Source organism: Variovorax sp. dw_954, assembly GCF_018449755.1.
In the GTDB taxonomy this organism is placed as follows: domain Bacteria; phylum Pseudomonadota; class Gammaproteobacteria; order Burkholderiales; family Burkholderiaceae_C; genus Variovorax.
Map to the genome: position 1 here is coordinate 214708 of NZ_JAAVVD010000012.1, position 13707 is coordinate 228414.

The 13707-nt window shown below is 68.4% G+C and carries 13 protein-coding genes and 1 pseudogene; 8 read left to right on the forward strand and 6 right to left on the reverse strand.

Annotation, left to right across the window (positions count from 1 at the left end; all coding sequences use genetic code 11):
- The first annotated feature begins 70 nt into the window (after positions 1–70).
- From HB681_RS19985 to HB681_RS20015, 7 genes are all read left to right on the forward strand, one after another.
- On the forward strand, positions 71–2896 hold the full coding sequence (locus HB681_RS19985; RefSeq protein WP_213956617.1) for an Hsp70 family protein: 2826 nt from the start codon (positions 71–73) through the stop codon (positions 2894–2896).
- Between the two features lie 507 nt (positions 2897–3403).
- Positions 3404–5203 carry a PQQ-dependent methanol/ethanol family dehydrogenase gene (locus HB681_RS19990; protein WP_213956618.1) on the forward strand — a complete coding sequence of 600 codons (1800 nt, stop codon included), beginning with the start codon at positions 3404–3406 and terminating at the stop codon, positions 5201–5203.
- 10 nt (positions 5204–5213) lie between these two features.
- Positions 5214–5564: a high-potential iron-sulfur protein gene (locus HB681_RS19995; RefSeq protein WP_213956619.1), complete on the forward strand. Its 351-nt coding sequence runs from the start codon at positions 5214–5216 to the stop codon at positions 5562–5564.
- Positions 5537–6220: a MotA/TolQ/ExbB proton channel family protein gene (locus HB681_RS20000; RefSeq protein ID WP_213956620.1), complete on the forward strand. Its 684-nt coding sequence runs from the start codon at positions 5537–5539 to the stop codon at positions 6218–6220. The genes HB681_RS19995 and HB681_RS20000 overlap by 28 nt, the downstream gene beginning before the upstream one ends.
- A gap of 375 nt (positions 6221–6595) precedes the next feature.
- Complete coding sequence (locus HB681_RS20005; RefSeq protein ID WP_213956621.1) at positions 6596–7201, forward strand: hypothetical protein; 606 nt, start codon at positions 6596–6598, stop codon at positions 7199–7201.
- Positions 7198–7692, forward strand: a complete 495-nt coding sequence (locus HB681_RS20010; protein ID WP_213956622.1) for a hypothetical protein — start codon at positions 7198–7200, stop codon at positions 7690–7692. Before HB681_RS20005 ends, HB681_RS20010 begins: the two co-directional genes overlap by 4 nt.
- Positions 7692–8399: a hypothetical protein gene (locus tag HB681_RS20015; protein ID WP_218628262.1), complete on the forward strand. Its 708-nt coding sequence runs from the start codon at positions 7692–7694 to the stop codon at positions 8397–8399. The genes HB681_RS20010 and HB681_RS20015 overlap by 1 nt, the downstream gene beginning before the upstream one ends.
- An 18-nt stretch (positions 8400–8417) precedes the next feature.
- Here the strand turns inward: HB681_RS20015 and HB681_RS20020 are convergent, their stop codons facing one another.
- From HB681_RS20020 to HB681_RS20040, 6 genes are all read right to left on the reverse strand, one after another.
- A complete protein-coding gene (locus tag HB681_RS20020; RefSeq protein WP_213956623.1) occupies positions 8418–8942 on the reverse strand; it encodes a tetratricopeptide repeat protein in 525 nt (174 codons plus the stop codon).
- A gap of 216 nt (positions 8943–9158) precedes the next feature.
- Positions 9159–9851, reverse strand: coding sequence for a TorF family putative porin (locus tag HB681_RS20025; RefSeq protein ID WP_213956624.1), 693 nt, complete (start codon positions 9849–9851; stop codon positions 9159–9161).
- Position 9852: 1 nt separating this feature from the next.
- Positions 9853–11106, reverse strand: a complete 1254-nt coding sequence (locus HB681_RS20030) for a S8 family serine peptidase (RefSeq protein WP_345944702.1) — start codon at positions 11104–11106, stop codon at positions 9853–9855.
- Positions 11103–11774, reverse strand: a complete 672-nt coding sequence (locus HB681_RS38160; protein ID WP_345944703.1) for a zf-HC2 domain-containing protein — start codon at positions 11772–11774, stop codon at positions 11103–11105. The genes HB681_RS20030 and HB681_RS38160 overlap by 4 nt, the downstream gene beginning before the upstream one ends.
- Positions 11771–12376 carry a sigma-70 family RNA polymerase sigma factor gene (locus HB681_RS20035; RefSeq protein WP_213956626.1) on the reverse strand — a complete coding sequence of 202 codons (606 nt, stop codon included), beginning with the start codon at positions 12374–12376 and terminating at the stop codon, positions 11771–11773. The genes HB681_RS38160 and HB681_RS20035 overlap by 4 nt, the downstream gene beginning before the upstream one ends.
- A gap of 159 nt (positions 12377–12535) precedes the next feature.
- Positions 12536–13048: a DUF1801 domain-containing protein gene (locus HB681_RS20040; RefSeq protein ID WP_213956627.1), complete on the reverse strand. Its 513-nt coding sequence runs from the start codon at positions 13046–13048 to the stop codon at positions 12536–12538.
- Between the two features lie 320 nt (positions 13049–13368).
- Between HB681_RS20040 and HB681_RS20045 the strand changes: the two are divergent.
- Positions 13369–13707 (forward strand): annotated as a pseudogene (locus tag HB681_RS20045) (hypothetical protein); the annotation flags it as partial.

Here is a 13707-nt window from a genome sequence, read left to right on the forward strand (position 1 = left end):
CGGTGTCTCGTGCGGCCCCTGGACTCGTTCGGCGTAGTGCCGACCTCGATGGGCGGCTGGCCGAGGACGCATGACGGCTGCCTGGACCGTCGGCATCGACCTCGGCACGACGCACTCCGTCGTCGCCTATGCCCCGACGCAGGGCGGTGTAGCGGATGACGACATCCGCCTGTTCGACATCGAGCAACTGGTTGCGCCCGGAGAGGTGGCGGCGCGGCCGCTGCTGCCGTCGATGCGCTACCACCCGGCGCCCGGCGAACTGGCGCCGGGCGAACTGACGCTGCCCTGGTCGGCGCCCGGCAACGATGCAGGCGTGGTGATCGGCGCCCTGGCGCGCCGGCTCGGGGCGCAGGTGCCGGGGCGGATCGTGACCAGCGCCAAGAGCTGGCTGTCGCATGCGGCGGTCGACCGGATGGCGCCGATCCTGCCTTGGGGCGCGGCGGCGGAAGTACCGAAGGTCTCGCCGGTGGAGGCCAGTGCGAGCTACCTGGCGCACTTGCGCGCGGCCTGGAACCACCGCTTTCCGCAAGCCCTGCTCGAACACCAGGAACTGGTGCTGACGGTCCCCGCCTCCTTCGACGATGCGGCACGCGCATTCACCCTGGCCGCGGCCACTGACGCGGGCCTGCCTCGGTTGCGGCTGCTCGAGGAACCGCAGGCAGCGTTGTACGACTGGCTCTTTCGCCACCGCCTTTCGCTGGCCGATGAACTGGCGGATGCGCGGCTGGTGCTGGTGTGCGATGTCGGCGGCGGCACCACCGACCTGAGCCTGGTGCGCGTCGAACGCGAGGCGAGCGGCGAGCCACGCTTCGAACGCATCGCGGTCGGGAGCCACCTGATGCTCGGCGGCGACAACATGGACCTGGCGCTCGCGCACCTGGCCGAATCCCGGCTGCAGGCACCCGCGGGGGAGCGCCCCGCGCGCCTGCCGGCCGGGCAGTTCGCGCAATTGGTCGAACGCTGCCGCGCCGCCAAGGAGCGGCTGCTGGCGGCGGGCGCACCGGACAGCGCGCAGGTCACGCTGCTCGGCTCCGGCGCGCGCCTGGTCGGCGGCGCGCGATCGGTGACGCTGGGCCGCGAGGAGGTCGAGCGGCTGGTGCTCGACGGTTTCTTCCCGCAGGTGCCGGCCGGCGAACTGCCGCGGCGCGAGCGAGCGAGCGGGCTGGTCGCATTCGGCCTGCCGTATGCCAGCGATCCGGCCGTGACGCGCCACATCGCCGCGTTCCTGCAACAACACGCGGCGGCTGGCTGGCCCGATGCGCTGCTGCTCAATGGCGGGGTGTTCCGTGCCGACGCCATCGCCGCGCGCCTGCAAGCCACGCTGGGCGACTGGCGCGGTGCGGCATTGCGCAGCCTGCACAACGCCGATCCGGATGTCGCGGTGGCGCGCGGTGCGGTCGCCTTCGCGCTGGCGCGGCGGGGCCTGGCGCCGAAGATCGGCGGCGGCTCGGCGCGCAGCTATTTCCTGCCGCTCGACGATGGCCAGGGTCGCGCCGTCTGCGTGTTGCCGCAGGGCAGCGAGGAGGGCCGGGAGATCCGGCTGGAAGACCGGAGCTTCGAGCTGCGTGTCGGTGAGCCGGTGCAGTTCCGGCTGGTATCGACGACGGGCGGATCCGGCGGGCGGCCCGCGCCGCTGGCCGGCGAACTGGTCGACCTCGACGGGCAGGACGTGCAATCGCTGCCGCCCGTCGCCACCATCGTGCGTGGAGGCAATCACGGCGCCCCGCGCGGCATCCCGGTGCAGTTGGCCGCGACCTTGACGGAGCTTGGCACGCTGCAGATGCACTGCATCTCCGCCGACGATCCGGCCCAGCGCTGGAAGCTGGAATTCCGCTTGCGCGAGGACGATCCGGCGCAGCCCGCAGGTGCGGCGGCCGGACTGCCCCCGCGCTTCGAGGAAGCGGTGGAGTGCATCGAGCGGGTCTTCGGCGCGCGCGACCGCGCGGTGGGCCCCAAGGCCGTCAAGCAGTTGCGCACACAGCTCGAGGGCCTGCTCGGCAGCCGCGAGCGCTGGCCGACCCCCCTGCTGCGCCCGCTGTTCGACGCGCTGATGCAGCGCGCCCGCGGCCGCCATCGCACGGCCGACCATGAGCGCCTGTGGCTCAGCCTGGCGGGCTGGTGCCTGCGGCCAGGGTTCGGCGCGCCGCTGGATGACTGGCGCATCGGGCAGTTGTGGCCGCTCTTTGCACTCGGGGTGCAGCACGGTCGCGATCGACAGGTCAACACGGAATGGTGGACCCTGTGGCGGCGCGTGGCTGGCGGGCTGGACGAATCGGCCCAGCAGCGACTGCTTCAGGATTTCGCGATCAACCTGCGGGGTGCGGAAGCGGGCATCGAGGAACGGCCCCCGCGTCTGGTGCAGGGCGGCTGGGACGACATGGTGCGCATGGGGGCGTCGCTGGAACACATCCCGGTGGAGCACAAGGTGGAGATCGGCGACTGGCTGGTCGAGCGACTGCAGCAGTCGGCGGCCACGGCTGGCGGTGCGCAAATCGATGCAGGTCGGGTGCAGCCCGGCCCTGGGGGCTCAGCGTCCCGCGATATCTGGACGCTGTGGGCCATCGGCCGCATCGGCGCGCGGGCGCCGCTGTACGGCAGCGCGCACGGCGTGGTGCCGGTGGCCACGGCCGTCGCCTGGCTCGACGCCTTGCTCGCGCTGGATTGGAAACGTGTCGATGGCGCCGCTGCCGCGGCAGCGAACCTGGCTCGCGCGAGCGGCGACCGCGCGCGCGACCTGCCGTTCGATGTGCGCGAGAAAGTCATGGCCCGGCTGAAGGTCCACCGTGCGCCGCAGTCCTGGATCGACCGCGTGCGCGAGGTGGTGGCCCTGGACGAAGCCGGCGAGCGCGGGGTGTTCGGCGAGGCGCTGCCGCCCGGGTTGAAGCTGATCAGCTGAGCGCCCCCAAGGCCGGAGCCACGCCCGGCCTGCTCTGCTCCCCGCGGGCGATCGAGTCGATATGGCGAGGCCACATCGACTCAAGAGAGTCAGTTGGACTCGTCGACCGCCGGGGACGTCTTCACGCCATGGACAACGAGGGCGACGGCTGCGCCGAGGACGAGCAGGAGGATCAACATGCAAGGATTTCGGAAGGGGAGATGAGCTCATTGTCGGGAAAACCCTGATGCGGCGCCGAGACAGGGCGGGATGACCTTACGGAGCGCTGGTTCGCGCCGTCTGTGGCGACGCACGCGAGCACTGTGACGCGATGCCACGCCCGTCACGGGTGAGCTGTTCAACCTTGTAGCAACGCAACGGGAAAACCCGCGCGACCACTGCGCCAAATCGTTCCGCCAGGCCGCAATCGGCGGTGTCGGCGCATGGCATGGCCCTTGCCCCCTGGAACGCGGAGGGCACGCTTCTTCGAGCGTGTCCGAGACCTACGTTCCACCCCGAGGAGACACCATGCAACTGAAGCTCTTAACCGCGCTCATATCCATTGGCCTGGCCGCCGCCGGCGCCCACGCGCAGGTCACCGACAAGATGATCCAGTCCGAGGCCACGGCCACCGGCAACATCCTGACCTGGGGCATCAACACCCAAGGCCAGCGCTATTCGCCGCTGAAGCAGGTCAACTCTGCCAACGCGGGCAAGCTGCTGCCGGTGTGGGCCTTCTCCTTCGGTGGCGAGAAGCAGCGCGGGCAGGAATCGCAGCCGGTGATCATGAACGGCAAGATGTTCGTCACCGCGTCGTACTCGCGCATCTTTGCGCTCGACGCGACCACCGGCAAGAAGCTCTGGAAGTACGAGCACCGCCTGCCGGAAGGCATCATGCCCTGCTGCGACGTGGTCAACCGCGGCGCCGCGCTCTACGACAACCTCGTGATCTTCGCGACGCTCGATGCACAACTGGTGGCGCTCGACCAGGCCACCGGCGACGTGGTGTGGAAGGAAAAGATCGACGACTATGCGGCGGGCTACTCGGCCACCGCCGCGCCCATCATTGCCAATGGCGTGATGCTGACCGGCGTCTCGGGCGGCGAGTTCGGCGTGGTCGGCCGTGTCGAGGCGCGCGACCCCAAGACCGGCAAGCTGCTGTGGGTGCGTCCCACCGTCGAAGGCCACATGGGCTACACCTTCGACAAGGATGGAAACAAGAAGGAGAACGGCATCTCCGGCACGGTGAACAAGAGCTGGCCCGGCGACCTCTGGAAGACCGGCGGCGCCGCCACCTGGCTCGGCGGCACCTACGACGCGAAGACCGGCCTGGCCTATTTCGGCACCGGCAACCCGGCGCCGTGGAACAGCCATCTGCGCCAGGGCGACAACCTCTATTCGTGCTCGACCGTGGCCATCGACGTGAAGACCGGCCAGATCAAGTGGAGCTACCAGGGCACGCCCAACGACAGCTGGGACTTCGACGGCGTCAACGAGTTCGTCACCTTCGACATGGACGGCAAGCGCGTCGGCGGCAAGGCCGACCGCAACGGCTTCTTCTACGTCAACGACGCCAGCACCGGCCAGCTCCTCAACGCCTTCCCGTTCGTCAAGAAGATCACCTGGGCCAGCGGCATCGACCTGAAGACGGGTCGCCCCAACTTCATCCCCGAGAACCGGCCCGGTGATCCGACAGCGGGCGCCGACGGCAAGAAGGGAAGTTCCGTGTTCGCCGCGCCGGGCTTCCTCGGCGGCAAGAACCAGATGCCGATGGCCTACAGCCCCGACACGAAGATGTTCTATGTGCCCTCCAACGAGTGGGGCATGGACATCTGGAACGAGCCGGTCGCCTACAAGAAAGGTGCGGCCTACCTTGGGGCGGGCTTCACGATCAGGCCGCTCAACGAGGACTACATCGGCTCGCTGCGCGCCATCGACCCGAAGACCGGCAAGATGGCTTGGGAAGTGAAGAACAGCGCGCCGCTCTGGGGCGGGGTGCTGACCACCGGCGGCAACCTCGTGTTCTGGGGCACGCCGGAGGGCTACCTGAAGGCGGCGGACGCCAAGACCGGCAAGGTGGTCTGGGAGTTCCAGACCGGCTCCGGCGTCGTCGCGCCGCCCATCACCTGGATGCAGGGCGGCGAGCAGTACGTGAGCGTGGTGTCGGGCTGGGGCGGCGCGGTGCCGCTATGGGGCGGCGAGGTGGCCAAGAAGGTCAACCTGCTGGAGCAAGGCGGCATGGTGTGGGTCTTCAAGATCCCGGGTGCGGGGAGTGGCACGTCGCGCACGGCACAGGCCGGCGGCGTTGCCAAGGTCGCATCCAACTGAGGCCGGCACGATGAAGCAGATCAACGACGAAGGCGTGGCCGCCGGGGTCACGCGGAGGGCTTTCGCCGGTCGCATGGCGGGAGGCGTTGGCATCGTGGCCTTGGTGCCGGTGACCGCATGGGCTGCACCGCATGCCGAGGAATCGGACGAGACCTCGATCGCGCTGGGCTACAAGCACGACACGAAGAGCGTGGACCAGAAGAAGTATCCGAAGCATGCGGCCACGCAGCGCTGCGTCAACTGCGCGATGTGGCAGGGCGCCGTGGCCGACCCATGGGCCGGCTGCGCCATGTTCGGCCGCAAGCAGATCGCGGCGGAAGGCTGGTGCATGGCATGGGCACCCAAGCCAGGCTCGGCCTGACGCTGAGACGCCGGGCTGGCGCACCACCCGAGCCCTTGTGGCTCGAGTGGCTGGCGCTGGCCGGCGTGCTGGGTTTCGCGACCTGGCTGCTCGGCGCGCGCGGCGTGTGGGCACTGCTGCTCAACTCGGACCCGACCGGCATCACGCTGGTCATCGTGATCGTGTTCGCGGCCTCGACGCTGTGGTGCGGGGCGCGGGCGCGGGTGCTGCAGGTGCAGCGCAACGCGTTCGGTGCTGGGCGCACCGCGCCGGGATGGGCGGCGGACTACTGGGCCGCGCTGTCGCAGGACAAGGCGAACTCCGACACCGCGCTCGACCTGCTGATGGAGCACACGCACGGGCCCCATGGCACCGCCTGGTGGGTCAACGCCGTACAGCTCAAGCTGGGACTGCTCGGCAAGGTGATCGGCTTCTCGATCCTCGCGCTCGACATCGGCCACATGCAGGGCTTCGATGCGGGGCAGTCACAGGACCTGTTGCGCAGCCTGACGACCGGGTTGGGCGTGGCGTTGCTGACGACGATGGTCGGGCTGGTGGGGAACATCCTGCTGGGGCTGCAGTTGACGCGGCTGGACCGGTATGCGGACCAGTTGGTGGCCGATATCCAGCGTGTCGGGTTGGCGCGCTGGCAGGGGCAATTGGGGGAGCCGCCGTGAACCAGCTTTGGCGCTTGCCATATTCACCCCCGACAGCCGATCGTGTGGACTGTGCGCGGGCTCACGCCGACGGCGTACTCCCCTCCGCGAATGTCCCCCGCCGTCAGTCTTCGACTGCCGACTCCTCCTTTATTTCGCTGCGGGGAGCACACCATCGACGTGATCCAGACACACCGTGGTCGCGCACCAGCCTGCACGACCCAGCGTGTCCAGGGCTGAGGGTGCCGGGTGTTCCCCGCAGCGAAATAAAGGAGGAGCCCGAAGGGCGGGGGACATTCGCGGAGGGGAATACCCGGTGGCCTCGGCCCTCGCCCTGGACCGAGTCCGAGTCCGTGTTCGAGCCTCAGGCGCCCCGCAGCCCAATGGAACGCTGACATGCGCCGCCGCCACGTCCGCCGCGAGCCCGAAGTCGACCCTTTCTACGACATGTTGTTCAACATGCTGATCGCCTTCGTCTTCTGCTTCATCGTCGCGCTGCTGGCCATGAACCCGAAGGCGCTCAAGGCCGGTGACGTGCGCTCCAAGGCTGAATACCTCATCACCGTCGACTGGCCCGACCGCAACCCCAACGATATCGACACCTGGGTGCAGGACCCGTCCGGCAACCTCGTCTGGTTCCGCCAGCGCGAGGCCGGCCTCATGTACCTCGACCGCGACGACCGCGGCGACGCCAATGCGTCAACCCTCATCGACGGGCACCGCATCATGAGCCCCTTCCGCGAGGAGGTGGTGACCATCCGCGGCATCGTTCCAGGCGAGTTCACCGTCAACGTCCAGTACTACCAGTCGCGCGACGGGCGGCCGGTGGAGGTCACAGTGGCGGTCACCAGGGTCAACCCCCGCGCCGAGATCGTTTTCAACGGCAAGGTCACGCTCGCGCGGCCCGGCGACGAGGCAACGGCCGCGCGCTTCACCATCCTGGCCGACGGCAGCGTCGCCAACATCAACACCTTGCCGAAGAACCTGGTGCAGCGACCATGACCTTGAGCCTTGTGCTGAGCTTCACGGCGTTGGTGCTGCTGGCGATGATGTCGCTGCTGTGGTCGCGCTGGCCCGCGTGGCTCAAGGGCGTGCTGGTGGTCAGCGTGACCTGCTTCTACTTCTATGCCGACGACGTGGTGCACCGCATGTGGGGCTGGCCGAGTCCGGACGCGATGCCCGAGCGCTTCGTGCTGCTCGCTGCCGTCATCGACGAGCCGACGAGCAAGCGCGCGGGCGGTCTCTACGTGTGGGTCAATGCGATCGAGGATGGGAAGCCGGCTGCGCAGCCGCGCGCCTATCGGCTGCCCTACAGCAAGGACCTGCACTCGTTGTTGAACGACGGCATGAAGAAAGTGCGGGAAGGCGTGACGCAGCTTGGCACGACCGAGCCCAAGGTGCGCAAGGAAGGGCTCGCCTGGCTGCGGCCCGGCAATGATGAGACTGCGATCAAACTGCGCGACATGCCGGTGCCGCAGTTGCCGGAGAAGTGATGCGCGCTGGCCTCGTCGTGATACTTGCCTTCATCGCCGGCTGCCACTCCGGCGGCCCGTCGAACTCATACTTTCCGCTGGAAGGCGGCCATCGCTGGACCTACCGCGTCACCACGCAGGGCGAGGACGGCATTACCGAGCGCGAGACCCTCGTCTTGCGCACGCTCGGTTCTTCGTCGGACGAAGGGCTCGAAGGCGGCCCGGCCTGGCGCCGCCGCAGCGACAGCGGCGTCGACTACTGGCTGCGCGCCGACGACACCGGCATCTACCGCGTGGCCAGCAAGAGCGATCTCGACGATTCACCGAAGCCCGACAAACCCCAGCGCTTCGTGCTGCGCGCGCCATTCACCACGGGCACGCAGTGGCAGGCCAGCACCACGGCCTACCTGCTGATGCGGCGCAATGATTTCCCGCGCGAGATCCGCCACGAGCATCCGAGCATCCCGATGAGCTACCAGATCGAGGCGGAGGACGAAGCGGTCGACGTGCCCGCCGGGCACTACGAGCATTGCCTGCGCGTCAAGGGCACCGCCATGCTGCGCCTCTATGCCGACGCGGTGCGCGGGTGGCGCGACATGCCGCTCACCAGCACCGAGTGGTACTGCCGCGGCGTGGGCCTCGTGCGCGTGCAGCGCGAGGAGCCGGCCGAGCGCCTGGCGTATGTCACCGGCGGCACGCGGACGCTGGAGCTGGAGTCATGGCAATGACCTCGGCAAAGGTCGCGATCACGTCCCCGCCTTGGCCTGCTTGCTCCGGTACTTCGCGATCTCGCCCTTCAGGTCGGTGTACTGCTCGCAGGGCAGGAAACAGAGCGAATCGAGCGTCTTCAGTTCCTGTTCGGCGCGCGCCAGGTCGCCCATCTGCAGGTAGGCCTCGCCGAGGTACTCGTGAGCGTCCCGGTGCTTCGGATTGATCTTCAGCGCCTTGGCGTATTCATTCAGCGATGCATCCATGTTGCCGAGCAGCCTGTGCGCATGGCCGAGTTCGTTCCAGGCGTCGGCGTTGTTGGGGTCGCGGGCGGTGTAGGCGGTCATGGAGACCACGACCTGTTGCCAGTCGTTCTTGTGGACCGCGGCCATGCCGGCGCGGAAGTCGGGGTCGGGGTTGGTCGTCTCGGCGCCGCTCCCGCCAGAACCGCCGCCGGCGCCGCCGCCACTGCCGCCGCCACTGCCACCCCCCGCGGCCATGGCGCTCAGGCTGAGGACCAGCGAAATGCCTGAAATGAACACGACAACTGCTGTGCGTCTCATGATGAATTTCTCCTTTGCATCGAGGACTTGACGTCAATGCGGCCGTAAATTGAGGTTTCCGCCGCCGCCATAGCCACCACCGCCACCGCAGGCAAGCAGCGCCAGTGCACTGGCACAAGCGATCCCACACAAGGTCGGGCGATAGGCAGTCACTGCGATTCCTTTCGGTCGGGCCTCGGTGAATTCCGCGCCCGGGACTAAAGGTTCACTGCGAGTTCAAAACGCGAGGGACGCGCTCAACACGAGTGCGCTGCTTGCCGCGCGGCGATAGCCGATGGGATGGATCGGGGCACGCCCGCCGGCGACCCATTCAAGCCGTACTTCCCACGCATCGCGTCCCACCGCCAGGCCCAGGCTTCCATCCAGCGTCGTCCGCTCGCCGGCAGCCGGAACGCCTCCGACTTGCACCAGCGCGCCGGCGTGAGCCGTCGCGCGTGTCATCTGGGAGAGGGGCAGCCCGACATTGAACTCGGTGTAGACGGTGCGCGCACCGCTGCCGAAATAGTCCGGCGCGTAGTGCACCCGCAGGTTCCATCGTTCGCCGGTCAGGCCCGCAAAAGCCTCGCCGTAGTCGTAGCGCGTGTCGGCCGTGTAGTGGACGGCGATCACACCCGCTTCCCAGCCGAGGCGGTCCGTCAGCCGGCCCACGAAGCCGCCGTAGCCAAGCATTTGCAACTGCCGCTCATCCTGGCCCAGCGACACGCTCGTCAGCGACGCGCCGCCGAACCATCCGCTCGGCGCATCGAAGCCGACGCTCAGGCGCACCGCGGGTTGTCCGTCGCTCAGGGACACGCCGCGGTAGCGATCGTCGGAAAGGAAGGCGATGTTCCAGCCGACCTGCGCGAACGCGGCGCCACAGGCGAGGACGAGCGGGGGAACGAGCGCGACACGCAGACCCGTGGCCGGCATGTCACGGGCGATCGTTGGGAGGATTCGAGGAACGCGTCACGGTGCGGACGCAGGCAGCATTGCCGGCGACGCGAGCCAGTGTGGCACAGGCGTCGACGGCTCCGCCAGGGAAAAGGGCGATGCTGGCGATGGAAGCCGGTGCAGCCTGCGCCGGCAAGCGCTCCCGCATCAAGGCGACCAGCCCGGTGACGTGGGCTGCCGCATAGGACGCGCCCGAGACCAGATTCCAGCGGCCATCGGGCAAGGTCGTGAGCACGTCGCGACCCGGTGCCAGCAAGGCGCCTTCCAGCGCCGGCTGGCCGTCGTCGTCGGCCACCGCGACGACACCGGCATGCGAGGCGGGAAACCCGCCATTCGCCCGATGCCTGTCGACGGCGCCGACCACGCTGATGCGGCGCGACAGCGCCACGTTCAGCAGCTCGTCGAGCAGGCGATCGGGCGGCCCGCTGAGGCTCAGGTTGATGACGTCCGCGTTGTGTGCAATCGCGAAATGCAGGGCCATGGCAAGGCTCAGGCTGGTGCAGGCGGTGGACTGCGGGTTCTCCTGCCAACATGCGCGCAGTGCCAGCAGGCGCGCATTCGGCGCCACGCCCACGATGCCGACGCCATTGCCCGCGCGCGCTGCGATGATGCCGGCCACCGCCGTCCCGTGGTCCTCCGGGAGATCCCCGCGGCCATCGACGAAGTTCTCCTCCAATGCCACCTGGCCTTCCAGGTCCGGATGGTGCTTGTCGACGCGGCTGTCGACCACGGCCACCCGGACGTTGCGGCCCGTGGCCGTTTCATGCAGATCCAGCAGGTGCCAGGCTTGTGCCGAGGGCTGCAGCGTATACAACGGATCGCCACCGCCGTTGGCTCGGTAGACATTCATGGGCTGGGCCCACGCCACGCGGGCATCGCGTGACAGCGCTTGCGCCACGCGTTCGGGCAGTTCGCCGTCCGGCACGGTCATCACGAAACAATCCACGCCCAGAAGTGGCATGACCCAGTCGGTGACCAGAGTCAGTCCATGTTCGCGAGCCAGCGCCATGGCCACGCGCCGCCTTGCGCCGGTGGCGGGGCCGTCGCCATAGCCGCCTGAATAGGCGGTCTCGGGCCGGAAATGCTCCGGTGGCAAGCGCAGCAACAGCAGGACCTGCTGGCCGGCCACAGCCGATGCCGCAACCGGATCGCCGGCCGGGTCGCCCTCCGCCGCGAGGGCATGCGGCTGCACCAACGCGAGCAACAGCAGCCAGGCCAGCCACAGCCGCTTCACGGCACCGCCCGACCGTCGAGCGACTCGACGAGCAGCACCGAGCGTTCTTCTCGCAGTTGCTTCACCGCAGCCGATTCGAGGTCCGCGGGCACGCTCAGCAACCAGGCGTCGGTGGCCGTCGGCCCGTAGACCAGGCGGGCCTTGCTGTCGCGCAGCACGCGCCGCATATCCTGCTCGGTCGCGTCCGGGCGGAATCGCACGATCAGGCGACCGGCGCCGTCTTGCGCCGATGGCAAGGCAGCGTCGCCGAGTGCCCGGAATTGCGGCGCAGGAGGCAGCGACAGGAGCAGCGCGCCGCCCAGTACCGCAATCAACACGAATTGCCCGGCCAATGCCCGGCGTGTCCAGGCCGGATTGGCGCGCCAGTGATCCTTCAGGCGCGCGACAAAGCCGCGGCGTTGGCGGTGCGGGTCGGCAACGCGGGCCATGCGCTCGCGCAGTTGCGCAAGGTCGTGCTCGACATTGCCCTGCACTTCCTCGATACCGGCGCACTCCGCCTGGAGCTGCCGCTCCCAGGCCAGTTCGGCCTGGCAGCGCGGGCATTCGGCAATGTGCGTCTCGACGCGGGCGCGCTCCTCCTGATCGAGGCTTTGCCCGACATACCAGGGCAGCAGGGCCTGCACCTGCTGGTGCACGTCGCCGCCGAGATGGACCACGCGCCCACTCACAGCCAGTCCTCCATCGTGCCGGGCAGCATGGCCTTCAGGCGGCGCCTTGCGTGGAACATGCGCGTCTTCACGGTGTCGACGGGGCAGCCGACGATCTCGCCGATCTCGCGGTAGTCGATGCCGTGGAAGTAGGTGAGCTGGACCACCGCACGTTGTTCCACCGACAGATGGTCCAGTGCCTTTGCCAGGTGTGCGCGCAGTTGCGATTGAGAGGCGCGGTACTCGGGCCCGGCTTCCTGCGGTGCGGGATGCGCGTCATCGGGCGCGTCGGGCACGGGTTCGTCCAACCGGCTCAGTGCCTTGATGGCGTTGCGATAGGCGATCGCGAAGATCCAGGTCGATACCTTGCACTGGCCGTTGTAGGTACCGGCCCGGTTCCAGACGACCATCATCGTGTCGTTGAGCAGTTCGCCGACGAGCGATGGCCGCCGAGTCATGCGGTCCAGGAACCGGGTGAGTCGCGGATGGTAGGCCCGGTACAGCGCTTCGAACGCCGGCAACTCGCCGCCCGCTGTCCGGCTGACCAACCCGGCCTCGACGCGCTCGGCCGACACCGCTCCCGCATCCGGTGTCCGGAAGGCGTGGCGCGGCGGGCTCGGCATGGGCGGCTCGTCAAGTGAGGTGGTCAGAAACTCTACTCCTGTGTATCGCTGCAGGGTTCATTCCGGGAAACCGGCGATCGGTTCAATCGTCGCGAGAAAAATCTGCGGGGTGCGACGCGAATCGCCCAACACTGCGCAGCCCCCCCGGGCCGGCCCGCGCTACCAGAAGCTGTCGTCCTCGCGTTCCCGCACGACGCGGACACGGTGCATCGCGATCGTGCGGATCAGTTCCTCCGGCAAGGCCTGCTTGTACGGAACCTGGAGCATGTTCTTCGTGGTCTTGTGCTTCCCGAGTTCCACGCGGAAGGGCGCCAGGCCGGCTTCCGTCGGGGTGAAGTCCAGATGCGCCTTGTGTGCGGAGAAAGCGAACAGGAAGCGCGGCTCGACGAAGAAGGGCGTGCCCCACTTGATCGCTTCCGTCGCGTGCGGGGCGGCCTCCTTGAGGATCGCGTAGAGGCGGTGCAGATGCGGCTGGCCCTCGGGTGGCGCACGCTCGATGTATTCGGCGATGGTGGTCGGGCGCGGGTGGCTTGCCATGCCTTCAACTGTACGGCCGCGACCATCGGCATGAACACGCGCGTAGGGCACCGGCTCCTGCTTGATGTCGAACGTGAAGCGACTTGCGGTCGATTCGTCGTGCAGAAGGGGCGTTTCGTCGCTCCGCTCGCTCATTCATCGCTTCGCGCTGTCGCGACGGGCATCTTGCAACTACCGTCGTTTCAATCGGCATCGACGGCAAAAGAGACCGACGAATCTCGAGATTGCGGTGGGATCGCGCTACTCATTCCGGGTGATGCGCCATGTACGGATGCGGGGCCATAGTCCGCGCGAAAGGGAGCCGAAAGCGAACGGACGCAAGTGCGCGCGGCGTTGCCGCGATGGAGTCGAGCAAATGATCAGCTTCGGAATCATCTGCGCAGGAGCGAGTTGGATCCGCCTACATGGTGGAACTCGCGGGCCATTGACCCAAGGGCACGTCGCAGGGAGGTCCCATGGAGTGTCTGTCGAGACTTGAGCGGCAAGCGTCGCCGCGCTGGGCATCGTGGGCCCGGTGGATCGCACTGGCCACGGCACTGCTCGGCATGCCCTGGGCCACGGCGCAGACCCCGCGTCCCGCCGCCACGCGCGATGCCGAGGCCATCGCCGCCCAGCAGGAGAAGGCGCGCCTCGCCGACACCGACACCATCCTTGCGCTGAGCAACGACGGCGCGGTGCTGTACGCCAACGACAACATCAAGCTGTCGGGCTACCAGTACTGCAGCCAGGCGGTGGCGCTGGCCGACAAGGGCGAGTTCCGCCAGAGCGTGCGTGCGGCCAGCAAGGCGCTGCAT